Source organism: Rhodococcus sp. MTM3W5.2 (genome assembly GCF_001984015.1).
GTDB classification, from domain to species: domain Bacteria; phylum Actinomycetota; class Actinomycetes; order Mycobacteriales; family Mycobacteriaceae; genus Rhodococcus_G; species Rhodococcus_G oryzae.
The window spans coordinates 2,295,078-2,317,862 of sequence record NZ_CP019572.1; the positions used below are offsets into that span (position 1 = coordinate 2,295,078).

Sequence of the window (22,785 nt, forward strand, 5' to 3'; positions counted from 1 at the left end):
GGCTTCCGGTGATGACCTTCCCCGTACGCACGGGCCAGGAAACCAGCCATTCAGCGAGAAGATTCATCATGCTCGGACTCGCGGGCGCCGCCCTCGGACTCGGATTCGCCTTGCTCATCAGCGACAGAAACATCAAGTACAACATCGAAGAACTCGCGGCCTGATCCGCCGGCGCCGACCGCACTCCCGGTGCGTCAGGTCAGGCGACCGTCGACACCGGGCTGTCCGCGTCCGCGGCGAGGAAGCCCTCGACGAAGACCAGGAACCGCTGGTGCAGTCGGCGGAGTTCGGTCTCCGAGTACAGGTCCCGGTTCGCCAGGAAGTCGATCCGGGTGGCGCCCTCGACCGCGCCCGGGCGGACCCGGACGGTGAGGTCGTCGACCCGGCCCGTGGTCAGGACGTGGAGTGCGCCGTCCAGCGGTCCGAGCGGGACCTCGCTGTCGGCGAGCATCAGCTCGATGGTGGGGCCGAAGGAGGCCGCGCGGTCGCCGATCACGCCGACCTCGCGTGCGATGTCCTCCTGGCGGTACCGCTGACGACTCAGCGCACCCGCGAGTTCCCGGCCTGCCGCCATGCTCGCGTCACCGACCGTCATCCCCGCGCCCGAGGACAGACGCAGTGGGACCACGTTGGCGAGCGATCCACCCGAGCGCCGCAGTGCCGCGGTGCCCCGGGCGGGGGTCGGGAGCGTGACGGTGACCTCGTCTCGCCCGGTGTGCTGCGCCAGGAAGGCCCCGAACGCGGCGACCACCGTCGGCGCCGACAGGGCGGCACCGGGGCCCGAGGGCGCCAGCTCGCCGCCGATCACCAGGGGCTCGGACTGCGCCGGTGCCGCCGCGCCTGCGAACGTGACCGGATCCGGGACGCCCGCGAGATGCTCGGCCCAGGACTCGCGGTCGCGCTCGAAACGGTCGGATGTCCGGTAGGTCGCGTCGGATGCCACCACTGCCTCGAGGTCGAGGGCCTCGGACGGGCTGGCGGCGGCGCCGACGAATGCATGGGTGTAGAGCTCGGCGGAGCGTTCGATCAGTGTGCGCAGCCCGTACGCGTCGAGGGCGACCTGGTGTGCCCGCACGTACCAGTAGGTGTGCTCCTCGCTGATCCGCAGCACGGCCGCGACGATGAGCTGGTCGGCCGACATGTCGACCGGGCGGGACTGTTCTTCGCGCATCCATTGCTGTGCGGCGGCAACCGGGTTCACCCGGCCGCGGAAGTCGACCGTGGCGACGAAGTCGTCGTCGGCGGCGGCGAGGGCCTGGTAAGGGAACCCGTCGACCTCGACCACGTGCAGCCGTCCCGCCCCGAATTCCCGTCCCGCCCATCGGACCGAGTCCATGAGCAGGTCGACGTCGAGCGCGCCGCGGATGTCGACGTACTGCGCGACGGAGATCGGTGCGTCACCGGAGACGCGCTGGGAGAACCAGACCGAGTGCGCGGCGGCGGAGAGCGGGAGGACCCGCGTCCTTGCGCCACAACCGGAGATGCTGGCGGGCTGCACTGGCTGGTTCACGAAACTCTCCCTCGACTCGGACTTCGGTGACCGGAACTGCTCTGGTCTCAAAGTCTCGTCGGAGGGGGAGGGCGCGGACAGGCCCCCAAGCGGTGGGGCGGGCGACACCCAGGGTGATGGATTCACCACCCTGGGTGTCGTCGGCGTCAGAACAGGGGACCGCCACCGAACGCGGCGCGGTGCGAGGCAGGCTGGGCGCCGTCAACGTCGGTGATCCCGTACTCGAGGGCGGTCTCCGCGGTGATCTGGGTGCTCCCACTGAGCTTGCCGACCTCCGGGTCGTTGGCGAGGGCGACGATCACCCGGCCGATGAACTCGGGGGTCTCCGCCTCGGAGAGGGGGAACCCGGCGAAGCTCTCCATCCCGCTCGCCAGCATCGCCTCGTTGCGCACCAGTCCGGGCCAGAAGGACAGGGCCGTGACGCCGGTGCCCTTCAGTTCGACCGCCATGTCCGCCGCCATCTTGTCGAGGCCGGCCTTGGACATCCCGTACAGCACCGAATGCAGGTAGCCGCGGGTGCCGAACGAGGAGATGTTGCCGATCAGGCCGGAACCGCGCGGGACCATGAGCTTGGCGGCCTCGACGCTGGCGACGTAGTGAGCGCGCAGTCCGACGCCGATCAGCGTGTCCCAGTCGCTGATGGGACGCTTCCAGAACGGGTCGGAGAAGCCGGCGAAACCCTTTGGGTGCGCCCAGACGTTGTTGACCAGCAGGTCCAGCCGTCCGGACTGCTCGTCGGCGATGCGGGCGAACAGCGCCTCGATCTGCGCGTCGTCGGTGTGGTCGCACTGCACGGCGATCCCGGTGCCGCCGCGCGAGGTGACCTCGGCCGCCGTCGCGTCGAGCGGGCCGTCGGTCCCGACCTCGCCACGGGCCGTGACATAGACCGTCCAGCCGTCCGAGCCGAGGGCAAGCGCGATGCCCTTGCCGACGCTGCGGCTGGCGCCGGTGACGAGGGCGACCCGCCGCTCACTCGCTGCTTCATGAACATTCACTGCGCCACCCCCGCGAACTTGCCCTCGGACACCACGGCGTCGGGAGAGAGCGGGCGGGTCAGCGACCAGGTCTCGGTGAAGTGGCACTTCGACATGCGCCACTCGCCGTCCTCGAGCACGTACTCGTCGTCGTATTCGCCGGTCGAGACGGTCTCGGTGTTCTCGAGCAGGTTCAACTGACGAAAGCGCAGCGTCCACCGCCCCGTCGCGGTGCCCTCGCCCGTGATGGTGATGTCGGGGTGCAGGCCGTGGTGCATGTCGAGGATGACGTGCTTGCCGCCGACCCGGTGCAAGGCGATCTTCTCGAAGATCTCGGCCATCGGCTCGATGTCGTCGAACGCGCCGAGCCGGCCGTAGTCGATGTTCGCTCCCGAGCGGATGAAGCAGGCGCGGAAGGACTTCGGGTCCTTGCCGTCGCACGCCCGCCAGTATCGGTGCTTGAGGTTCTTGATCGCTTCGATCTCTTCGAGGGCGGCGATCCGTTGCGCGAGGTCCAAGGTGTGTCCCGTTCTCTGGTCACTGATCTTCTGTGACCTGGACGATAGGTGGCCCGGGTCACACCGCGCAGCAACCCTTCCCACACTGCGGGCAAAAGACGAGCAGGCGCCGGAGCTATCCCCGCGCGGCCGCGGCGGCGTTCATGATGGCCGCCGAACCCGAGATCGCGGCGTCCAGGGTCTGGCCGAAGGCGCACTCGGAGAGCTCGGCGAGCGCCGGGTCCTCGTCGAAATGCTCGGGCGCCTGCATGGCGAGCAGGACGTTGAGCAGCATCCCCTTCGCGATGAACTCCCGCGCCTCCTCCGGGGTGCACCCGGTGCGGGTGCGGATCTGGGTGTAGATCTCCGACATCGCGGCCCGCGCCTGCGCGCCGATCTCGGGGGTTCCGCCCGCGGAGAACCCGTGCATCATCACCAGCAGCAGGTCGCCGTCGGAGATGAGCTCGCCGTAGGAGGCGCCGAGCCGGGACCAGAAATCCTCGCTCTGGGGATCGATGCCGCCCGGCTCGGCCGCGATCCGGTCCAGTTCCTCGTCGAAGGCCGCCACGATGCTCGTCAGCGCGCGGGCGAACACCTCGCGGAAGAGTTCGGCCTTGGAGCCGAACATCCGGACCACGTAGGGCTGCGACACGCCCGCCTCCTTGGCGACCGCGTCCGTGCTGGTGCCGGCGTAGCCGCCGCGCGCGAAGGCCCGCGAGGCCGCGGCCAGCACGAGCTCGCGGCGCTCCGGTGCGCTCATCCGGGTCGCGGGACGGGGGGACTTCGTCGACTCAGCGGAGCCGCCTTGCACTGCCATGTTGACAGGTTATCACTTGATGCCTTAGCGTTCTCATTTAAGTAATCATTCGATGCTTACAAGTCAGATCTTCGCTTCGAGGAGTGGTGATGACCGCAACAACCGATGAACTCGATGTCCTGATCGAGAGCCCGCCTCGAATACGGGCCGGGCGCCGGGTGCCGATCTGGCTGGCGATGCTCGCGGCCTCGCTGCCGATGTTCATGGCGACCCTGGACAACCTGGTGATGACCAGCGCGCTGCCGGTGATCCAGGCGGATCTCGGTGCCTCGGTCGGGCAGCTGCAGTGGTTCATGAACGCGTACACGCTGTGCTTCGCGACGCTGATGCTGTCGGCGGCGACGCTCGGGGACCGGTGGGGCAGGCGGCGCATGTTCCTGTTCGGCATCGGGCTGTTCACGGTCGCCTCGATCGCCTCCGCGCTGTCCACAACGCCGGAGCTGTTGATCGCCTCGCGCGCCCTGCAGGGAGCAGGCGCGGCCGCGATCATGCCGCTGTCGCTGACCCTGCTCGCGGGTGCGGTGCCCGCCTCCAAGCGGGCGCTGGCCATCGGTGTCTGGGGCGGGGTGTCCGGCCTCGGCGTCGCGCTCGGCCCTGTGGTCGGTGGGGCCGTGGTCGACGGCGTCTCCTGGCAGGCGATCTTCTGGCTCAACGTCCCGGTCGCGCTGGTCGCGGTGCCGCTCGCTCTCTACGCGCTCAGCGAATCCCGCGGCAGGCGTGAGCGCCTCGACGTGCTCGGCGTGGTGCTGGCGGGCGCGGGCGTCTTCCTCGGTGTCTGGGGAATCGTGCACGGCAACGATGACGGTTGGACCTCCGCGAGCGTGCTGGGCGCGCTGGCCGGCTCCGTGGTCACCCTCGCCGCGTTCGTGTTCCGCGAGGCGCGGACGTCGAATCCGGTGATGCCGTTGCGGCTGTTCCGTTCGCGCAGTTTCTCGATGGCCAACATCATCGGTCTCGCGTTCACGCTCGGCATGTTCGGTGCGGTGTTCCTGCTGGCCCAGTACCTCCAGATCGTGATGGGGTACAGCCCATTCGAGGCCGGACTGCGAACCCTTCCGTGGACGGCCGCGCCGATGGTGGTGGCGCCCATCGCGGGCATCCTGGCGCCGCGGGTCGGTCTGCGGCCGCTGCTGATCGCCGGTCTCGCCCTGCAGGCGGCGTCACTGGTGTGGATGTCCCAGCTGCTCGAGCCGGGCGCCGCCTACGGCGAGATGGTGCCCGCGTTCGTGATGGCAGGCATCGGCATGGGGCTGACCTTCGCCCCGAGCGCGACCGCGGTGCTCGCGGACATGGCTGAGGTGGACCACGCGACCGCCAGCTCCGCGAACTCCACCATCCGGGAGATCGGCGTCGCGCTCGGCATCGCGATCCTCACGGCGGTGTTCCTCGGCAACGGCGGCAGCCTCACCCCGGCAGGCTACGCGGAGGGACTGCAGCCAGCGCTGCTCGTCGGCGCGGGCGCCGTCGGGGTCGCCATCATCGCGGCACTGTTCATGCCGAGCCGGCAGGCTCAGCAGGTCTAGCCGGAGGTCGGTCAGGGCTGGCCCGGGAACGGCACCGTCGGCGGCGCCGTTCCCAGGATCGCGCGCCAATTCGCCGCGCGCAGAGCCGCTTCCGTCAGTGCGTCGACCGCCGCCTGGCGGGTGTGCTCGGACTCGGCCCGCTCGATCACGGACCGCCACGCGACCGCGGTATCGGCCTCGACCGCCGCCGCCAACTGGATCGCGGAGATCGGATCGACGACGGGGAAGGGCATGGTGTAGCCCGAGTCGGCCGCGGGCGCACGGACCCCGGCGGCGGTGAGCGCATCGATGGTGGCGTCGCGCCTGGCCCGGTGGGCCGCCGCATCGGTCGTGATGTCGCCGATCCGGGCGGGGTTCGAGAAGGCGGCGATCAGGCCGTAGGCGTAGACGGCGGCGTGCTCGGCGCGCAGCGCATCGGACAGGGCCTGCTGCTCCGGACCGAGTGACGATGTGGGGCTGGGTGAGGTCATAGCAGCAACACCGCCTGCTCTGCCGCGATGGCGGCGCTGATCGAACCGAGTAGGCCGGCCCGGTAACCGGACAGGCGACGGGCAAGGCCCGCGGCATCGCGCTGGGAAGTGGCCAGCTGGGTGCGCAACTCGTCGACGGTCGGTGGGGGCGGTGCCGGTTCCGTGGGGGAGCCCGTCGGGCTGGGTGAGGGCATCGCGGTCGGATCGACCCCGGCCGCGCGCGCGACCTCCGCCGAGAGTGCGTCGGCGTGGGCGCCGCGCTCGCTCGCGATGACGCTCAGCGCCCCGGCCCGCTCGGGCGCGAGGGCGGTCGCGGCGGTCGCGGTGGCCGCGTCCCTGCGCGCCGATTCCGCCGCGGAGATCAACGGATCGGGTTCGGCGGAGTCCCGGTCGGAGGAGTCGGATGTGCACCCGGCGGACAGCGCGAGCGCGGTCAGTCCGACCGACGCGGCGCCCGCGATCCGGAAGGCCGAACGCCGGGAGATCGGTGACGGGGTGACGGCTACAGGCACCCGACCATCTTGGCAGGTGCCCCGTCGATCGCGACGACCGAGGCTGGTCACGGAGCGGTCAAATGCGCGATATCCTTGATCATCGCGCCGGAAACCATTTCGGGCGCGCACGACTTGTGCACACGAGGCCTGCCGACCACAACTGAACGAGGGAGCTCCACTGATGCCGGTTCCGCCGAAGGAGAGGGTGATCGAGCTTCTCTCCGATCTGGTTCATCGCCAGGGATACGACCTGGAGGATGTGGCGGTCACCCTCGCGGGCAAGCACAGTGTGGTCCGGGTGATGATCGACAGCGACACCGGACTCGACCTCGACGACGTCGCGGAGCTCAGCCGGACGATCTCCGAGACCTTCGACGCGACACCCGAATTCGGGGAGGCGCCCTACACGCTCGAGGTCACCTCGCCCGGGATCGACCGGCCTCTGACGGAGGACCGGCACTGGCGCCGGGCGCGGGGTCGCAAGGTCAAGATCGACCTCGCCGACGAGAGCGTGACCGGTCGCATCGGTCTCCTCGGTGACGGCGTGATCGCGATCGTGCTGCCCGGCAAGGGCGGACCGTCGGTGCGCGAGATCGCGCTCGCGGACATCGACAAGGCGGTCGTGCAGGTGGAGTTCTCGCCCCCGAACGAGCGCGAGCTCGAACTGGCCGGTGGCGTGGCCGAGGGTCGGGTGGCCTCGGCGCAGATCGATGAGACAGATTTTCAGGTTGATGAAGAGGTAGAGGGGTAGACAAGTGAATATCGACATTGCCGCGCTGCGCGCGATCGAGGTGGAGAAGGGAATCTCCGCAGGCACCATCATCGCGGCGATCCAGACCGCGCTGCTGACCGCGTACCGGCACACCGAGGGCCACCACGCGCACGCGCGGATCGACGTGGACACCAAGACCGGTGTCGTCCGGGTCATGACCCATGACGTCGACGCCGACGGGAACATGATCGGCGAAGAGATCGACGACACCCCGAGGGCTTCGGGCGGATCGCGGCGACCACCGCTCGCCAGGTGATCCTGCAGCGTCTGCGCGACGCCGAGCACGAGCGCAGCTTCGGTGAATTCTCCACGCACGAAGGCGAAATCGTCGGCGGCGTCATCCAGCGCGACACAAGGGCCAACGCCCGCGGCATGGTCGTCGTGCACATCGGCAGCGAGGCCAGTGGCGCCGAGGGCATCATCCCGGCCGCCGAGCAGGTGCCGGGGGAGAGCTACGAGCACGGCGAGCGGATCAAGTGCTACGTGGTCGGCGTCACCCGCGGCCAGCGTGGCCCGCAGATCACCCTGTCCCGGACGCACCCGAACCTCGTCCGCAAGCTGTTCGCGCTCGAGGTCCCGGAGATCGCGGACGGCTCGGTCGAGATCATCGCCGTCGCCCGCGAGGCCGGTCACCGGTCGAAGATCGCGGTGCAGTCGCGCGTCCAGGGTCTCAATGCCAAGGGTGCGTGCATCGGCCCGATGGGTCAGCGGGTGCGCAATGTGATGAGCGAGCTCGCGGGCGAGAAGATCGACATCATCGACTACGACCCGGATCCGGCCCGGTTCGTCGGAAACGCACTCTCCCCGTCGAAAGTGGTGTCGGTCACAGTCGTGGACGCGGATGCGCGTGCAGCCCGGGTGGTCGTCCCCGATTTCCAGTTGTCCCTTGCCATCGGCAAGGAAGGGCAAAATGCCCGCCTGGCAGCGCGGTTGACCGGGTGGCGAATCGACATCCGCAGCGACGCCGAACCCTCCCAGGATCGGCCTGCCGGACCCGCTTCCTCGCGTGTCTAGGGGCGGCATGCGGGAAACTGGCCCGAACAGCGGTAGAGTGGTCAATGGCTCAGCGTGAGCTTTCGGTACAGGCGCGTGCGAAACCCGGGAAACCGGTCCGCACATGCATCGGATGCCGTAAACAAGCGTTGGCCGCTGATCTGCTGAGGATCGTTGCGCGAGAGGTGCAGCCGGAAGGCTGGACGCTGGTGCCCGACCCGCGACGCAGACTCCCGGGCGAGGTGCCTGGTTGCACCCCGACCCGCAGTGTCTGAGTCAGGCCGAGAAGCGCCGAGCATTCGGCAGAGCACTGCGAGTGTCCGGAAGCCTGGACACGGCGGCCCTCGATCACATGATCGAATCGCTCCCATAACAGAGCAGTACCTCTCGAGAAGTCAGGCAAACACATCATGAGCACACCGTGAAGCACCAGCGATGATCGTCCATCGGAGATAACCCGAGGTCGTGCGGGCACCCAGCCGCGCTCGACCTCTCAGTGAGGAGAGCAGTGGCAGGCAAGGCCCGCGTGCACGAGTTGGCAAAAGAACTCGGTGTCACAAGCAAGGAACTACTCGCGAGGCTCAAGGAGCAAGGCGAGTTCGTGAAGTCGGCGTCCTCCACCGTGGAGGCCCCGGTTGCACGGCGCATCAGGGAGTCATTCCCCGGCGCACAGTCGGCAGATGCCGAGGCAGCAAAGCCCAAGACCCCGTCGCCCAGCGCGGCGAAGCCCGGTGCCCCGCGCCCCGGCCCGAAGCCGGCTGCACCCGCACCGGCAGCTCCGGCTCAGCCGGTCGCCCCCGCGGCCCCGGCCGCGCCGACCCCGGCCCCCGTCGCCCAGCAGCCGGCACCGCGTCCGGCAGCGCCTGCGGCACCGGTCCCGGCGGCCCCGCCGGTCCCCGCACCCGCGGCTCCGGCAGCGCCTGCGGCACCCGCCGCGAGCGCGGCTCCTGCCGCTCCTGCGGCCCCCGCAGGTCCGAAGCCCGGCCCGAAGCCGCCGCGCGTCGGTAACAACCCGTACTCCTCGGCCCCGGCCGAGCGTCCCGCGCCGCGTCCGGCCCCTGGTGCACCCCGTCCGGGTGCCCCGCGTCCGGCTCCCGGCCAGGGCGGTCCCCGTCCCGCGCCCGGCGCACCGCGTCCGGCCGCAGGTCAGGGCGGTCCCCGTCCGGCTCCCGGCCAGGGTGGCCCGCGTCCGAGCCCCGGCTCGATGCCTCCTCGCCCGAACCCGGGTGCCATGCCGTCTCGTTCGGCTCGTCCCGCTCCCGGTGCCGGTAGGCCCGGCGGCGGCGGTCGTCCCGGTGGTCCGGGCGGTCGTCCGCCCGGTGGCGGCGGATACCGCGGTGGCGGAGCTCCCGGCGCAGGTGCAGGCACGGGCGCTCCCGCCGGTGGCGCTCCCGCCGGTGGTTTCCGCGGTCGTCCCGGTGGCGGCGGTGGCCGTCCCGGCCAGCGCGGTGCCGCGGCAGGCGCGTTCGGTCGCCCCGGTGGTGCCGTTCGTCGTGGCCGTAAGTCGAAGCGGGCGAAGCGCGCCGAGTACGAGAGCATGCAGGCTCCCGCAGTCGGTGGCGTCAGGCTGCCTCGCGGCAACGGCGAGACCATCCGTCTCGCCCGCGGCGCGTCGCTGTCCGACTTCGCAGACAAGATCGATGCGAACCCCGCAGCACTCGTGCAGGCGCTGTTCAACCTCGGCGAGATGGTCACGGCCACGCAGTCGGTGAACGACGAGACCCTCGAGCTGCTCGGCGGCGAGATGAACTACGTCGTCCAGGTCGTCAGCCCGGAGGACGAGGATCGCGAGCTGCTCGACTCGTTCGACCTGACCTACGGCGAGGATGCCGGTGGCGAGGAGGACCTCGAGTCCCGTCCGCCGGTGGTCACCGTCATGGGCCACGTCGATCACGGTAAGACCCGACTGCTCGACACGATCCGTAAGGCCAACGTCCGTGAGGGCGAGGCAGGCGGCATCACCCAGCACATCGGCGCCTACCAGGTGCTGACCGAGCTGGACGGCAACGAGCGCCTGGTCACCTTCATCGACACCCCGGGTCACGAGGCCTTCACGGCCATGCGTGCCCGTGGTGCGAAGGCCACCGACATCGCGATCCTCGTGGTCGCGGCCGACGACGGCGTCATGCCGCAGACGGTGGAGGCGATCAACCACGCCCAGGCGGCCGACGTGCCGATCGTGGTCGCGGTGAACAAGATCGACAAGGAGGGGGCAAACCCCGACAAGATCCGCCAGCAGCTCACCGAGTACGGCCTCGTCACCGAGGAGTACGGCGGAGACACCATGTTCGTCAACATCTCGGCCAAGCAGGGCACCAACATCGATGCCCTCCTGGAAGCGGTGCTGCTGACCGCGGATGCCTCCCTGGATCTGCGCGCCAACCCGGACATGGACGCCCAGGGTGTCGCCATCGAGGCGCACCTCGACCGTGGCCGCGGCCCCGTCGCGACCGTGCTCATCCAGCGCGGAACGCTGCGGGTCGGCGACTCGATCGTGGCGGGCGACGCCTACGGACGCGTTCGCCGGATGGTCGACGAGCACGGCAACGACGTGCTCGAGGCGCTGCCCTCGCGTCCCGTCCAGGTGGTCGGCTTCACGTCGGTCCCCGGTGCAGGCGACAACCTGCTCGTGGTCGACGAGGACCGCATCGCCCGGCAGATCGCGGATCGTCGCAATGCGCGTAAGCGCAACGCGCTGGCCGCACGCAGCCGCAAGCGGATCAGCCTCGACGATCTCGATGCAGCGCTCAAGGAGACGAGTCAGCTCAACCTCATCCTCAAGGGTGACAACTCGGGCACCGTGGAGGCGCTCGAGGAGGCTCTGCTCGGCATCCAGATCGACGACGAGGTGCAGTTGCGCGTCATCGACCGCGGTGTCGGTGGCGTGACCGAGACGAACGTGAACCTGGCCTCGGCCTCGAACGCGATCATCATCGGCTTCAACGTCCGGGCCGAGGGCAAGGCAACGGAGCTGGCGAACCGCGAGGGCGTCGACATCCGGTACTACTCGGTGATCTACCAGGCCATCGACGAGATCGAGAAGGCCCTCAAGGGCATGCTCAAGCCGATCTACGAAGAGGTCGAGCTGGGCAAGGCGGAGATCCGCGCGATGTTCCGCTCCTCGAAGGTCGGCAACATCGCCGGCTGCCTGGTCACCTCCGGGTCGATCAAGCGCAACGCCAAGGCACGCCTCCTCCGCGACAGCGTCGTGGTTGCGGAGACGGTCACCATCTCCTCGCTCAAGCGGGAGAAGGAGGACGTCACCGAGGTCCGCGAGGGCTACGAGTGCGGCCTGACCGTCACCTACAACGACATCAAGGTCGGTGACGTGATCGAGGCGTACGAGCTTCGCGAGAAGCCGCGCGACTGAGCAGTGTGACACCTCGTGCGCGCCCCGTCGACCGCTGGTCGGCGGGGCGCGCACTGGGCAGACCGACGGGAGGGCTCGTTGTATCTCGGTGCTCTTGAGCTGGACATCCTGCTGGGCGACGTGCGTTCGCTCAAGGAGAAGCGGTCTGTGGTCAAGCCCGTGATCGCCGCCCTGGCCCGATACGGGGTGTCCGTTGCCGAGACCGGCGAGCACGACTGGTATCGGCGTTCACTGCTCGGTGTCGCGGTCGCGAGCGCCGACGTCGGCCACCTCACCGAGGTGCTCGACACCTGCGAGCGTCATGTGGCGGGCCGACCCGAGTTGCAGTTGCTCGCGGTACGGCGAAGGATCTTCGGACCCGAGGATTGACTCGGTGTCCGCATGGAATTGAATGGCTTCACGACGGCGGTGCCGTCAGGACACATCGACGGCACTGCCGTCCGATGATTTCGAGAAGGGACATCCCGTCATGGCAGATCCGGCGAGAGCGCGCAAGCTGGCGAAGCGCATCGCGACGATCGTCGCGTCGGCGATCGGGGGCGAGATCAAGGATCCGCGCCTCGACTTCGTCACGATCACCGATGCCAAGGTCACCGCGGACCTGCACGACGCGACCGTCTACTACACGGTTCGTGGTGTCGACCTCGAGACCGAGCCCGACTACGAGGGTGCCGCGGCCGGCCTCGCGAAGGCCACCGGATCGCTGCGCTCCAAGGTGGGCGCGGGTACCGGCGTCCGGTTCACCCCGACCCTGACCTTCGTCGCCGACACCGTGCCCGACACGGCCCGGCACATGGAGGAGCTCCTCGCCAAGGCCCGCGCGGCCGACGACGAGGTGGCCCGTGCCAGGGCGAACGCAACGCATGCGGGCGAGGCCGATCCGTACAAGGAGCCGCGCTCGGTGGACGACGAGGACGACGACCGGGCCGGCGAGGACGACTAGGGCCCGGGATGACCGTGACCGAGCAGAACTCTGACGTCGACCTGGCAGGCGCGGTCGGGTTGCTGTCCGCCGCCGCATCGGTGACGGTGCTGTGCCACATCCAGCCGGATGCGGACACCATCGGCAGCGGACTCGCGCTTGCGATCGTCCTCGAGCGCAAGGGCATCCCCGTTCAGGTGGCGTTCGCCCGCCCGGACGAACTGCCCGAGTCGATGAGCGGCCTGCCGGGAACACACCTGCTGGCCGCGGCCTCGGAGGTCAAACCCGAGGTGGACCTGTTGGTGACGGTCGACTGCGGTAGCCGCGGTCGGCTCGGTCACCTCGCCGATCGCTTCGACGGCGCGCGCACCAGCCTGGTGATCGATCACCACCGCTCCAACACCCGGTACGCCGAGCACAATCTGGTCGACGAATCGGCCGAGTCGACGACTGCGATCCTCGCGCGGCTCCTCGACGAGTGGGGCGTGGAGATCGATCGGGACATCGCACACTGCCTGTACGCCGGTCTTGTCACCGACACCGGTTCGTTCCGCTGGGTCCAGCCCGGCACCCACCTGCTGGCCGAGCGGCTCATCGACACCGGCATCGATTCGGCGGAGATCGCCCGCGTGCTGCTCGACACCCATCCGTTCGGCTGGCTGCCGATGCTCGCCGCGGTGCTCGGGTCGGCGCAGTTGGTCCCCGACTCCGCCGAGGGGCTGGGGCTCGTGTACGCGCTACTCCGGCACGAGGACACCATCGGGATGCGCTCCGAGGAGATCGAGAGCGTGATCGACATCGTCCGGACCACATCGGAGGCCGAGGTCGCCGCTGTGCTCAAGGAGACCGCACCCGGCATGTGGTCGGTGTCGCTGCGGTCGAAGGCCGCCGTCGACGTGTCCGTCATCGCCGCTCGCCTCGGTGGGGGCGGACACCGGTTCGCCTCCGGGTACACCGCCGAGGGCGACAGCGAGTACGTCGTAGCCGCGCTGCTCGGCGCCCTCACCTGACAGACATTGGCTGAGCAGATCGCCCGGCGGGCCGGGCCGAACCGTCCGCCTCGCGGATACTGGGGCTCGCGCTGCCCGCTCTCGGCGTGCTGGCCGCCGAACCGCTGTACCTGCTCTTCGACATCGCGGTGGTCGGCAGGCTCGGCGCGTTCGCGCTCGCCGGGCTGGCCGTCGGCGGGCTGATCCTGGCGCAGGTCAGTACCCAGCTCACCTTCCTGTCCTACGGCACCACCGCCCGCGCCGCCCGGATGCACGGCTCGGGCGACGAGTCGGGCGCGGTCCGCGAGGGCGTGCAGGCCACCTACCTGGCCGTGGGTATCGGGCTGGCGATCATCACAGCGGTCCAGGTCCTGGCCGAGCCGGTCACCTCGCTGATCGCAGGCGGCGGTGACATCGCCGCCGAGGCGCTGTCGTGGCTGCGCATCGCGGTGTTCGGTGCGCCCCTGATCCTGGTGGCGATGGCGGGCAACGGCTGGATGCGCGGGGTGCAGAACACGGTGCGCCCGCTGCGCTTCGTGCTGGTGGGACTCGGGCTGTCCGCCGTGCTGTGCCCGGTTCTGGTGCACGGCCTCCTCGGCGCGCCGCGCTGGGGGTTGATCGGCTCCGCGGTCGCCAATGTCGTCGGGCAGGCCGTCACCGCGGCGTTCTTCGTCGTGGCGCTGCTGCTACAGGCCCGTTCCTCGGGCTCGGGGGTTTCCCTGCGGCCGGACTCGGCGGTGATGCGGGCCCAGATCATGCTGGGCCGGGACCTGATCCTGCGGAGCCTCGCCTTCCAGGCCTGCTTCCTGTCGGCGGCCGCCGTCGCGGCCCGGTTCGGGGCGGCCGCGGTCGCCGCCCATCAGGTGGTTCTGCAGCTCTGGAACCTGGTGGCGCTGACCCTGGACTCGCTCGCGATCGCCGCGCAGACGCTGGTCGGTGCGGCGCTCGGTGCGGGCAGGGCGGCCCAGGCGAAGGGGCTCGCGCGCCGGCTCACCGAGTGGTCGACGGTGTTCGCGGTGGCGCTCGCCGCGGCATTCGCGCTCGGGCACACGGTGATCCCGGAGCTGTTCACCGACGACACCGCCGTCCTCGGCCAGATCGATGTCATCTGGTGGTTCTTCGTCGCGATCATGCCGGTCGCCGGGGTGGTCTTCGCGCTGGACGGGGTGTTGCTCGGCGCGGGCGACGCGCCGTTCCTGCGAAACGCGACGCTCGGTTGTGCGATCGTCGGATTCCTGCCGGTGATCTGGCTCTCGCTCGTCCAGGACTGGGGTCTGGCGGGAATCTGGTCGGGGCTTATGGTGTTCATGGTGCTGCGGATGCTGGCCGTCGTGTGGCGGGTGGGTTCCGGGCGATGGGCCGTGACCGGTGCCGATATTCAGGCGGGAAGGTAGTGCACGTGACACGCAAGCTGTGGGCGGTGAGCGACACCCATGTCGGGCATCGCGGGAATCGTCCGATCACCGAGGAGCTGTACCCGGATTCGCCGGAGGACTGGCTGATCCTGGCGGGCGACGTCTCGGAGAAGACCGACGACATCGCGTGGGCGCTGAAACTGCTCCGCGGCCGGTTCGAGAAGGTGATCTGGGTGCCCGGCAACCACGAACTGTGGACCACGGCCAAGGATCCCGTCCAGATCCACGGCGCTGCCCGGTACGACCACCTGGTCGCGATGTGCCGCGAGCTCGACGTGATCACGCCCGAGGATCCCTATCCGGTGTGGGAGGGCGAGGGCGGCCCCGCCACCCTCGTGCCGATGTTCCTGCTCTACGACTACACGTTCCGGCCGCCGGGATCGATCTCCAAGGCGCACGCGCTGCAGATCGCGCGGGACAAGGGCGTGGTCGCCACCGACGAGTTCCTGCTCTCCTGCGAGCCGTACAGCACAAGGGCGGCGTGGTGTCACGCCAGGGTGGAGTCGACCCGTGCCCGGCTGGACGCGCTGGATCCCACCATCCCGACGGTGCTGATCAATCACTTCCCGCTGGTCCGCGAGCCCACCTCGGTGCTGTTCTACCCGGAGTTCTCGCTGTGGTGCGGCACCGAGCTGACGGCCGACTGGCACACCCGGTACAACGCCATCTGCAGCGTGTACGGCCACCTGCACATCCCGCGCACCACCTACTACGACGGCGTCCGCTTCGAGGAGGTCTCGCTCGGCTATCCGCGTGAGTGGCAGCGCCGCGGGATGCCCGAGCGGCTGCTGCGTCAGATCCTGCCGGTGCCGGAGTACCCGCCGGGCACGCTGAACAAGTGGGGCGGCCACTTCAAGGTCACCCCGGAGCAGGAAGCCGAATTCGATGCGATGAGGGCGGGGCGCGCGTGATCGAGAAGATTCTGCCGACCGGCGTCGCGTTCGCCGAGCTGTTCGAGGATCCGCCCGGACTCGTGCCGCACCCGCAGGAGGAGTCGCTGATCTCCAGGGCGGTCGAGAAGCGCCGCCGCGAGTTCACAAGCGCGCGGCACTGCGCGCGGGTCGCGCTCGACAAGCTCGGCATGGACCCGGCCCCGATCCTCAGGGGCGAGCGGGGCGTCCCGCTGTTCCCGCGTGGGGTGGTCGGCAGCCTGACGCACTGCGACGGCTACCGCGGCGCGGTCCTCGGCTACTCGATGCAGGTGCGGTCGGTCGGCATCGACGCGGAGCCGCACGGCCCGCTGCCGGACGGTGTCCTCGACGCGGTCAGCCTGCCGGAGGAGCGCACCGCCATCGCGGCCACCGAGGCGGGCGTCGTGCACTGGGACCGGATCCTCTTCTGCGCCAAGGAGGCCACCTACAAGGCCTGGTTCCCGGTGACCGGCCGCTGGCTCGGGTTCGAGGAGGCGCACATCACCTTCACCCTGTCCGAGGCCGCTGAGGGCACGGCGGAGGGCACCTTCCATTCGAAGCTGCTGGTGCCGGGGGAGGCGACGTCGGGCCCGCCGCTGTCCTCGTTCGACGGCCGCTGGATGGTCGCCGACGGCCTGGTGATCACCGCGATCACCGTCCAGTAGTCTCGAAACCCGTGTCTTCTCACCGCAAACCGTCCTCCGGCCTCGTTGGCGCCGGGCTGCTGATCGTCGACAAGGACGCGGGGATGACCAGCCACGACGTCGTGGCGCGGTGCCGCAAGATCCTGAACACACGCAAGGTCGGGCATGCGGGCACCCTCGATCCGATGGCCACCGGCGTGCTGGTGCTCGGCGTCGAGCGGGCCACCAAGCTGCTCGGGCTGCTGGCCCTGACCACCAAGGCGTACACGGCGACGATCCGGCTGGGCCAGGCGATGACCACCGACGACGCCGAGGGCGAGCCGATGTCGGAGGCCGACGCCTCCGCCGTCACCGACGCCGAGATCGCGGCCGTGATGGGCACGCTGACCGGCGACATCTCCCAGGTCCCGGCCAGCGTCAGCGCGATCAAGGTGGACGGGCAGCGGGCCCACAAGCTGATCCGCGCGGGCGAGGAGTTCGAACTCAAGGCCCGGCCCGTCACGGTGGACCGGTTCGCGCTGACCGAGACCAGGCGCGACGGACCGTTCGTCGACCTGGACGTGGAGGTCGAGTGCTCGTCAGGAACCTACGTCCGGGCGCTGGCCCGGGACCTGGGTGCCGCGCTCGGCGTCGGCGGACACCTGACGGTGCTGCGGCGCACCCGGGTCGGCCCGTTTACCCTGGAGCACGCGCGCACCCTCGAGGCGCTCGCCGAGGATCCGGCGGTCAGCCTCGACATCGATCAGGCCGCCCAGACCGCGTTCGCCCACCGGCAGATCACCGCGGACGAGGCCGAGTCGATCAGCCAGGGTCGGTGGCTCGAGCCGATCGGGATCCCGGGCACCTACGCGGCCATCGACCCGGGCGGCCACACGATCGCACTGCTGCAGGAGCGTGGCAGGCGAGCCAGCTCGGTGATGGTGGTCCGCCCGGCGACGCTGCGCGAGCACTAGTCCGAATCGGGCGAATCCTCGGCCCGCACCCCCGGCCGCAGGAGCCGCCAGGCCAGCACCAGCAGCGCTGCGACGCCGAGCAGGAGCAGCACGGCTGTCGTCGGGACGGCATCGCCCAACCGCATGACCTGGGTCTCCAGCGTGAAACCGGTATCGGCTCCGACGGTTCCGGCCAGGGCGGAAGTGCCGTCGGACACGAGGAACAGGACGCCGACGGCAATGAAGAAGACCCCGGAGATCAGCGATGTGGTGTGCAGGTGGAAGCGGCCGACCGTGATGGCCCGACCCCGCAGCCAGCGGCGATGACCCAGATCGAAGCGGTCCCAGAGGATCGCCATCAGGAACAGCGGCATGGCCATCCCGAGGGCGTAGACGGCCAGCAGCGAACCACCGTGGATGGGGAGGAACTCAGCGCCGCAACGGTGAGGATCGAGCCCAGAATGGGGCCGACACAGAACCCGGACAGGCCGTAGACCATGCCGAGCAGATAGACGGCGCCACCCCTGTCGGATCGGCCGTGCTCGGCCATCGTGCGCTGCGCGAACTCGAATGAGAAACCGCGGCCGAGGATCTGGAGGATGCCCAGCACGATGATGGTCACACCGCCGATCGTGATCACCGTTTCGCGGTGCCGGGTCAGCACCCCACCCAGGAGGGAACCGGCCGCGCCCAGCGGCACGAGAGTCGTGCACAGGCCCAGGTAGAACGTGCCGGTGCGGGTGAGCAGCTTGCCGGTGGAGTTGAAGGAGTAGGCGAAGAAGCTGGGCAGCAGCAGCGCGCTGCACGGGCTGAGCAGGGCGAGCAGCCCGCCGAGGAAGGCTGCGCCGTATCCGATTCCGAAGCCCACTACCGACCCGCCTCGGTGTCGTCCTGCAGTCCCGCTTCGATGACCGCGATCATCTGCTCGATCGGACGCGCGCCGAGGACCGGCCTGCCGTTGATCAGGAAGGCGGGGGTGGAATTGATGCCGATGCCGACCGCCTCGTCGACATCGGTGTTCATGGCGGCGCGCGCGGCATCGGAATCCATGTCGGCACGGAACCTGGTCAGGTCCGCGACGCCGGCCTGCCCGGCCCATTCGGTCAGTCGATCGGCGGTGTACACGCCGGTGTTCTTCTTGGCGGGCGAGTGCTCGAACATGATCGCGTGCATTTCCGGGAACTTGTCCTGCTGCCCGGCCGCCCAGGCGGCGCGCGCCGCGAGCTCGGATTCGTCGCCGAAGATGGCGAGGTTGCGCCATTCGATCCGCAACTGGCCGCTGTCGACGTACTTCTCGATCAGTTCGGGCTCGGTGTTCTGTGCGAACTGGCGGCAGAACGGGCACTGGAAATCGGAGTACTCGATCATGACCACAGGTGCGGTCACCGAGCCCCGTGCCATCGGATCGGCCGCATCGCGGCGCGCGAACGCGGCCAGCTGTCGGTACATCTCGCTCTCGCCCGACTGCGTCGCCGCGGCCCTGTCCGGCTGTTCGGATTCGGTGCGATCACCGATCTGTGAGATCGCGAGGAAGAGCAATCCGACCGCTGCGAGGAGGGCGAGCGCCGCGCCGATCTTGCGGGCGGGTGAACCGGTCCGAAGCGGTGTGGGAGCGGACTTCTTGGCACGACTCTGGGGACGGTTGGACATGGGGATGGCTCCTGACTGGGCGCGCGCCGACTCGGTGGCGCGCGAAACCGCGAATTGAGGACATGGCGAAGCCCGGCCCGAGCACCGCCCATCGGGCGACGTCGAGGCCGGGCACGGGTCGTCTAAATTCGCAGAATTGTGGTCAGGTCCATGGCCGGTGACGGCGGACCGTTCGTGTCGACCGGTCCGAAGCCGGTGTGGATCGAGCGCCCGAGCATCAGCGGCGCGGGTGCGTGGTGGACGGCGAGCGGAATCCGAATGTCCTCGCGATGGGGAACCCCCGCCTGGATCGGCGCGACCGGTGCGGCCGGATCCTTACGACAGGAGGGCGACTTGCCGATGGCATCGCGTTGATCGGCGGTGACCGGCGCGGTATGAGCGAGCGCGGAACCTTCGGCGACCACGGTCCGCTCGGCGAGCGGGCAGGCCGCGATGATCCCGATGAACAATCCGATGATCGCGGTCAGCACGCCGCCGAGCAGCATGGTCCTCACTCGCCGCACCCCGGTCAGCCCTCGACGAGCCAGATCGCCTCGGCGGCCGGATTGCCCAGGTCCACGGTGTCGTCGACGCCGTCCCCGAGCCGGACCGAGACGGTGCCGGCGAAGTCGCGTCGTTCGATCACCGTGATCGTCAGGTCGAGGGCGATCCCCACCGTGTCGAAGTACCGCAGCATCGCCGGGTCGGAGTCGGAGATCCTCGCCACCCGGCCGCTCTCGCCGTCCGCGAAATCGCTGAGCTGCCGGGCGGGCGGGGTCGGGATCGCGCCGTCGGCGGTCGGGATCGGGTCGCCGTGCGGGTCCCGCTCCGGATGGCCCAGCTTGGCGTCGATCCGGGCGATCATCAGCTCCGAGACCGCGTGCTCGAGGACCTCGGCCTCGTCGTGGACCTCGTCCCAGCCATAGCCGAGCTCGTTGACCAGGAAGGTCTCGATCAGCCGATGCCTGCGGACCATGCCGATCGCGGCGGCCCTGCCCCTGTCGGTCAGCGCGATCGATCCGTAGCGGGCGTGGTCGACCAGACCCTGGCCCGCGAGCTTGCGGATCGCCTCGGACACGGTGGAGGCCGATACCCCGATCTTCTCGGAGAGCATCTTCGTCGAGACGTGCTCGCCGGACCATTCGCCTGCCGTCCAGATCACCTTGAGATAGTCCTGCGCGACGGTGGTCAGGGATTCCGGCGCCGCCGCGCTCCCGGTCTCGCTCGGTCCACTCTTGCTCTCGGCCACGATCATGAGCTTAGGCAATGCACGCCTGCGGGCGTAAGCCGACACTCTCGGGGCCGGGGGCGGGGGACCCGACAGGGGGGATTCGCGGGGGATAGGGGCTGGGGACACGGGCCGGCCCCTATTCGACCCCTAACGCGTGTCCGCCATCTCACCAGAGCCCCTTAGCGCTGGTATCAATATGCGATGACCTCCACGATGATGACCGACACGATGACGACCGGCGCGGTGACGGTTCAGTCGGCGCCCTCGGGTGGCCCCACGGCTTCCGCCCCGGTCTCGACAGCTCGGCTGACCGCCGACGAGCGCCGCCGCCAATTGATCGAGTGTGCGCTGGACATCGCCGAGCGCGGCGGAATCGGCGCGGTCACGGTGCGGGCGATCGCACGGGAGGCGGGCATATCCCTCGGGATGGTGCACTACTGCTTCACGAGCAAGGAAGCGCTCCTGACGGAGATGGCGGAGCGGCTGGTGCTCGAACTGAGCACAGCCTCGCAGATGGTGCTCGCCGCGGTGGGCGACGCACCACAGGCGCACGGACAGGCGGGACTGCGTGAGTTCGTCCGGATCGGGCTGAAGGCCATGTGGTCGATCGTCGAGGCCAATCCGAATCGCAGGTTGCTGACCTATGAGATCGCCACGCATGCCCTGCGCCTGCGCGAGGCGGGATCGCCCGATGCGGGCGATGTCGTCGGCGAGCAGTACCGGATCATGGACCGTGAGGTCACGGCGTTTCTCGACGAGTGTGCGGACCGCACCGGGATGGTCTGGACGGAGCCTGTCGCGTCGATCGCGCACCGCAGCCTGTCCGTCGTCGACGGTCTGGTGCTGCGCTGGTTGGTCGACAGGGACACCGACGCGATCACCCTCGGACTCGCCGAGGTCGCGAATGCGATCGCCGCGAAGGCCGTCGAGTCCTGAGCCGAAGGTGACGCACTCGGACCGGGGCCGTAGGCTGCCACTCGTGCAGAGATGGCGTGGTCTCGACGAAGTGCCTGCCGACTGGGGTCGTTGCGTTCTCACGATCGGCGTTTTCGATGGCGTGCACCGTGGGCACGCACAACTGATCAGCAGGGCGGTCAAGGCCGCCAGCGAGCGTGGAATCGCAAGTGTGCTCATGACTTTCGATCCACATCCGGCCGAGGTCGTGCGCGCGGGCAGTCACCCCGCGCAATTGACGACGCTCGCGCGCAGGGCGGAACTGGCCGAGGAACTCGGCATCGACGTCTTCTGCGTGATGCCGTTCACCCCGGAGTTCATGAAGCTGACCCCCGAGCGCTACGTGCACGAGATCCTCGTGGAGCGGCTGCACGTCGCCGAGGTGGTGGTCGGCGAGAACTTCACCTTCGGGCGCAAGGCGGCAGGCAACGTGGACCTGCTGCGCAAGACCGGCGAACGGTTCGGCTTCGCGGTCGACGGGGTCAGTCTGCTGGCCGAACACGCGGTGACCTTCTCGTCGACGTACATCCGCTCGTGCGTGGACGCAGGCGACGTCGCGGCCGCGTCCGAGGCGCTGGGTCGGCCGCACCGGGTCGAGGGTGTGGTGGTGCACGGCGACGGGCGCGGCCGCCAGCTCGGCTTCCCCACGGCGAACATCGCGCCCCCGATGTACTCGGCGATTCCCGCGGACGGCGTGTACGCGGCGTGGTTCACCGTCCTTGGCGCCGGACCGCTGACCGGAACCGTCGTTCCTGGCGAGCGGCACCAGGCGGCGGTGTCGGTTGGCACCAACCCGACGTTCTCCGGACGCAGCCGCACGGTCGAGGCGTTCGTGCTCGACGGTGAGGCCGACCTGTACGGCCAGCACGTCGCGGTCGACTTCGTGGAGCGACTACGCGGCATGGAGAAGTTCGACTCGGTCGATGAACTCGTCACGCAGATGGGCAGGGACGCGGAGCGCTCGCGCGAGATCCTGATCGAGGCCGACCTGCGTCACGGCGAGTAGTTCGCCCCGTATGCCCTGGTAGTATCTGCTGTCGGTGTGTGCTGCGGTCCGCGGTGGCCGCACCAACTGGGGTGAACATCTTCGGGTGGGAGCCGCGGTTCCAATCACGCGGACGTCAGTTACAGGAGATTCACAGTGGCATTGACCACCGAAGAGAAGAAGTCCGTCCTCGGCGAGTACGGACTGCACGAGACCGACACCGGTTCGCCGGAGGCGCAGGTGGCGATGCTCACCAAGCGCATCGTCGATCTCACCGAGCACCTCAAGAAGCACAAGCACGACCACCACTCCCGCCGCGGCCTGCTGCTGCTGGTCGGACGCCGTCGTCGTCTGCTCAAGTACGTTCAGAAGGTCGACATCGCGCGTTACCGCTCGCTGATCGAGCGTCTGGGCCTGCGTCGATAATTCGGCGTGCACGGTGACCCGCGACACGTTGCGGGTCATCTGGACGTGAACTTCCCGGTAGCCAGCGAGCCGAGTGCATAGACTTGGCCTCGCTGGCTACCGGCGTTTTTCACGCCGCAGCTTTAGCATCGGATCCACGGGATCCAGCCGTACGTACCTGAAGCCGTGGCGTCGGTCCTCGGTAGTGGTCACTCGGACGCGTCGGTCACACGACGGCGCCAATCCGGAGGGCTTCGATCGATGACCGCCTCCGCGCAGCGATGTTCCCGCCCGCCTCGGGCGCTGGACCGTCGTGATGGTGCGCGTCGCAGCCAGGAGGGCTGCGAC

Annotated in this window: 24 protein-coding genes and 2 pseudogenes; 16 read left to right on the forward strand and 10 right to left on the reverse strand. The window is 69.4% G+C overall.

The features are described 5' to 3' along the window. Window positions 1-11 precede the first annotated feature (11 nt). The gene (locus BTZ20_RS27215; protein ID WP_189636628.1) at window positions 12-164 is read left to right on the forward strand and encodes a hypothetical protein; all 153 of its coding nucleotides are present in this window, start codon (window positions 12-14) and stop codon (window positions 162-164) included. A gap of 35 nt (window positions 165-199) precedes the next feature. On the opposite strand, the gene BTZ20_RS10520 is transcribed toward BTZ20_RS27215, so the two are convergent. The 4 genes from BTZ20_RS10520 to BTZ20_RS10535 all read right to left on the reverse strand — a co-directional run bounded on the left by BTZ20_RS10520 (window position 200) and on the right by BTZ20_RS10535 (window position 3,741). Then, the gene (locus BTZ20_RS10520; RefSeq protein WP_145982270.1) at window positions 200-1,510 is read right to left on the reverse strand and encodes a condensation domain-containing protein; all 1,311 of its coding nucleotides are present in this window, start codon (window positions 1,508-1,510) and stop codon (window positions 200-202) included. Between the two features lie 146 nt (window positions 1,511-1,656). Then, window positions 1,657-2,505, reverse strand: coding sequence for an SDR family NAD(P)-dependent oxidoreductase (locus tag BTZ20_RS10525; protein ID WP_077041321.1), 849 nt, complete (start codon window positions 2,503-2,505; stop codon window positions 1,657-1,659). Next, window positions 2,502-3,002, reverse strand: a complete 501-nt coding sequence (locus tag BTZ20_RS10530) for a nuclear transport factor 2 family protein (protein ID WP_077041322.1) — start codon at window positions 3,000-3,002, stop codon at window positions 2,502-2,504. Before BTZ20_RS10530 ends, BTZ20_RS10525 begins: the two co-directional genes overlap by 4 nt. A 115-nt stretch (window positions 3,003-3,117) precedes the next feature. Further along, on the reverse strand, window positions 3,118-3,741 hold the full coding sequence (locus BTZ20_RS10535) for a TetR/AcrR family transcriptional regulator (protein WP_083742617.1): 624 nt from the start codon (window positions 3,739-3,741) through the stop codon (window positions 3,118-3,120). Between the two features lie 146 nt (window positions 3,742-3,887). On the opposite strand from BTZ20_RS10535, the gene BTZ20_RS10540 reads away from it, so the two are divergent. Next, window positions 3,888-5,321, forward strand: a complete 1,434-nt coding sequence (locus BTZ20_RS10540; RefSeq protein WP_077043616.1) for a DHA2 family efflux MFS transporter permease subunit — start codon at window positions 3,888-3,890, stop codon at window positions 5,319-5,321. Between the two features lie 11 nt (window positions 5,322-5,332). On the opposite strand, the gene BTZ20_RS10545 is transcribed toward BTZ20_RS10540, so the two are convergent. Together BTZ20_RS10545 and BTZ20_RS10550 are read right to left on the reverse strand one after the other, a co-directional pair. Next, complete coding sequence (locus tag BTZ20_RS10545; RefSeq protein WP_077041324.1) at window positions 5,333-5,791, reverse strand: ferritin-like domain-containing protein; 459 nt, start codon at window positions 5,789-5,791, stop codon at window positions 5,333-5,335. Beyond that, window positions 5,788-6,303 (reverse strand): hypothetical protein, encoded by a 516-nt coding sequence (locus BTZ20_RS10550; protein ID WP_077041325.1) that lies wholly within the window; start codon window positions 6,301-6,303, stop codon window positions 5,788-5,790. Before BTZ20_RS10550 ends, BTZ20_RS10545 begins: the two co-directional genes overlap by 4 nt. 163 nt (window positions 6,304-6,466) lie before the next feature. On the opposite strand from BTZ20_RS10550, the gene rimP reads away from it, so the two are divergent. From rimP to truB, 11 genes and pseudogenes are all read left to right on the forward strand, one after another. Further along, window positions 6,467-7,036 (forward strand): ribosome maturation factor RimP, encoded by a 570-nt coding sequence (rimP, locus tag BTZ20_RS10555; protein WP_077041326.1) that lies wholly within the window; start codon window positions 6,467-6,469, stop codon window positions 7,034-7,036. Window positions 7,037-7,040: 4 nt separating this feature from the next. After that, window positions 7,041-8,071: pseudogene (gene nusA / locus BTZ20_RS10560) on the forward strand (transcription termination factor NusA). Between the two features lie 229 nt (window positions 8,072-8,300). After that, window positions 8,301-8,423 (forward strand): hypothetical protein, encoded by a 123-nt coding sequence (locus tag BTZ20_RS29765; RefSeq protein WP_411269122.1) that lies wholly within the window; start codon window positions 8,301-8,303, stop codon window positions 8,421-8,423. Between the two features lie 135 nt (window positions 8,424-8,558). Then, the gene (infB, locus tag BTZ20_RS10570; protein ID WP_077041327.1) at window positions 8,559-11,420 is read left to right on the forward strand and encodes a translation initiation factor IF-2; all 2,862 of its coding nucleotides are present in this window, start codon (window positions 8,559-8,561) and stop codon (window positions 11,418-11,420) included. A 78-nt stretch (window positions 11,421-11,498) separates the two neighbouring features. Continuing rightward, the gene (locus BTZ20_RS10575; protein WP_077041328.1) at window positions 11,499-11,789 is read left to right on the forward strand and encodes a DUF503 domain-containing protein; all 291 of its coding nucleotides are present in this window, start codon (window positions 11,499-11,501) and stop codon (window positions 11,787-11,789) included. Window positions 11,790-11,889: 100 nt separating this feature from the next. Next, window positions 11,890-12,363, forward strand: coding sequence for a 30S ribosome-binding factor RbfA (gene rbfA / locus BTZ20_RS10580; protein WP_077041329.1), 474 nt, complete (start codon window positions 11,890-11,892; stop codon window positions 12,361-12,363). 8 nt (window positions 12,364-12,371) lie between these two features. Next, window positions 12,372-13,352 carry a DHH family phosphoesterase gene (locus tag BTZ20_RS10585; protein WP_077041330.1) on the forward strand — a complete coding sequence of 327 codons (981 nt, stop codon included), beginning with the start codon at window positions 12,372-12,374 and terminating at the stop codon, window positions 13,350-13,352. Between the two features lie 56 nt (window positions 13,353-13,408). Next, window positions 13,409-14,725 (forward strand): MATE family efflux transporter, encoded by a 1,317-nt coding sequence (locus tag BTZ20_RS10590; RefSeq protein ID WP_077041331.1) that lies wholly within the window; start codon window positions 13,409-13,411, stop codon window positions 14,723-14,725. Between the two features lie 5 nt (window positions 14,726-14,730). Next, a complete protein-coding gene (locus tag BTZ20_RS10595) occupies window positions 14,731-15,657 on the forward strand; it encodes a metallophosphoesterase family protein (protein ID WP_077043617.1) in 927 nt (308 codons plus the stop codon). After that, on the forward strand, window positions 15,654-16,322 hold the full coding sequence (gene npt, locus BTZ20_RS10600; protein WP_077041332.1) for a 4'-phosphopantetheinyl transferase Npt: 669 nt from the start codon (window positions 15,654-15,656) through the stop codon (window positions 16,320-16,322). The genes BTZ20_RS10595 and npt overlap by 4 nt, the downstream gene beginning before the upstream one ends. A gap of 11 nt (window positions 16,323-16,333) precedes the next feature. Next, window positions 16,334-17,254: a tRNA pseudouridine(55) synthase TruB gene (truB, locus tag BTZ20_RS10605; RefSeq protein ID WP_077041333.1), complete on the forward strand. Its 921-nt coding sequence runs from the start codon at window positions 16,334-16,336 to the stop codon at window positions 17,252-17,254. Here the strand turns inward: truB and BTZ20_RS29770 are convergent. From BTZ20_RS29770 to BTZ20_RS10625, 4 genes and pseudogenes are all read right to left on the reverse strand, one after another. Beyond that, a pseudogene (locus BTZ20_RS29770) lies at window positions 17,251-18,089 on the reverse strand (cytochrome c biogenesis CcdA family protein). The gene truB and the pseudogene BTZ20_RS29770 overlap by 4 nt on opposite strands. Before the next feature lie 11 nt (window positions 18,090-18,100). Next, window positions 18,101-18,883 (reverse strand): DsbA family protein, encoded by a 783-nt coding sequence (locus BTZ20_RS10615; RefSeq protein ID WP_083742619.1) that lies wholly within the window; start codon window positions 18,881-18,883, stop codon window positions 18,101-18,103. Between the two features lie 122 nt (window positions 18,884-19,005). After that, entirely contained in the window at window positions 19,006-19,377 is a 372-nt protein-coding gene (locus BTZ20_RS10620; RefSeq protein WP_145982271.1) for a hypothetical protein, read from the reverse strand. Between the two features lie 14 nt (window positions 19,378-19,391). Beyond that, a complete protein-coding gene (locus tag BTZ20_RS10625) occupies window positions 19,392-20,117 on the reverse strand; it encodes a metal-dependent transcriptional regulator (protein ID WP_077041335.1) in 726 nt (241 codons plus the stop codon). A gap of 177 nt (window positions 20,118-20,294) precedes the next feature. On the opposite strand from BTZ20_RS10625, the gene BTZ20_RS10630 reads away from it, so the two are divergent. The 3 genes from BTZ20_RS10630 (at window position 20,295) to rpsO (ending at window position 22,458) form a co-directional block, all read left to right on the forward strand. Then, a complete protein-coding gene (locus tag BTZ20_RS10630; RefSeq protein WP_223263717.1) occupies window positions 20,295-21,029 on the forward strand; it encodes a TetR/AcrR family transcriptional regulator in 735 nt (244 codons plus the stop codon). A gap of 43 nt (window positions 21,030-21,072) precedes the next feature. After that, entirely contained in the window at window positions 21,073-22,053 is a 981-nt protein-coding gene (locus BTZ20_RS10635) for a bifunctional riboflavin kinase/FAD synthetase (protein ID WP_189636629.1), read from the forward strand. A 135-nt stretch (window positions 22,054-22,188) separates the two neighbouring features. Continuing rightward, window positions 22,189-22,458, forward strand: coding sequence for a 30S ribosomal protein S15 (gene rpsO, locus BTZ20_RS10640; RefSeq protein ID WP_077041337.1), 270 nt, complete (start codon window positions 22,189-22,191; stop codon window positions 22,456-22,458). The last annotated feature ends 327 nt before the right edge of the window (window positions 22,459-22,785 follow it).

Bases quoted from the DNA above. Each gene is read 5' to 3' on its own strand.
- BTZ20_RS10585 (WP_077041330.1), top strand. From the start codon at position 12,372: ATGACCGTGACCGAGCAGAACTCTGACGTCGACCTGGCAGGCGCGGTC.
- BTZ20_RS10540 (WP_077043616.1), top strand. From the start codon at position 3,888: ATGACCGCAACAACCGATGAACTCGATGTCCTGATCGAGAGCCCGCCT.
- BTZ20_RS10615 (WP_083742619.1), bottom strand. From the start codon at position 18,883: ATGTCCAACCGTCCCCAGAGTCGTGCCAAGAAGTCCGCTCCCACACCG.
- BTZ20_RS10630 (WP_223263717.1), top strand. From the start codon at position 20,295: ATGACCTCCACGATGATGACCGACACGATGACGACCGGCGCGGTGACG.
- BTZ20_RS10545 (WP_077041324.1), bottom strand. From the start codon at position 5,791: ATGACCTCACCCAGCCCCACATCGTCACTCGGTCCGGAGCAGCAGGCC.
- BTZ20_RS27215 (WP_189636628.1), top strand. From the start codon at position 12: ATGACCTTCCCCGTACGCACGGGCCAGGAAACCAGCCATTCAGCGAGA.
- BTZ20_RS10625 (WP_077041335.1), bottom strand. From the start codon at position 20,117: ATGATCGTGGCCGAGAGCAAGAGTGGACCGAGCGAGACCGGGAGCGCG.
- rbfA (WP_077041329.1), top strand. From the start codon at position 11,890: ATGGCAGATCCGGCGAGAGCGCGCAAGCTGGCGAAGCGCATCGCGACG.
- rimP (WP_077041326.1), top strand. From the start codon at position 6,467: ATGCCGGTTCCGCCGAAGGAGAGGGTGATCGAGCTTCTCTCCGATCTG.
- BTZ20_RS10535 (WP_083742617.1), bottom strand. From the start codon at position 3,741: ATGAGCGCACCGGAGCGCCGCGAGCTCGTGCTGGCCGCGGCCTCGCGG.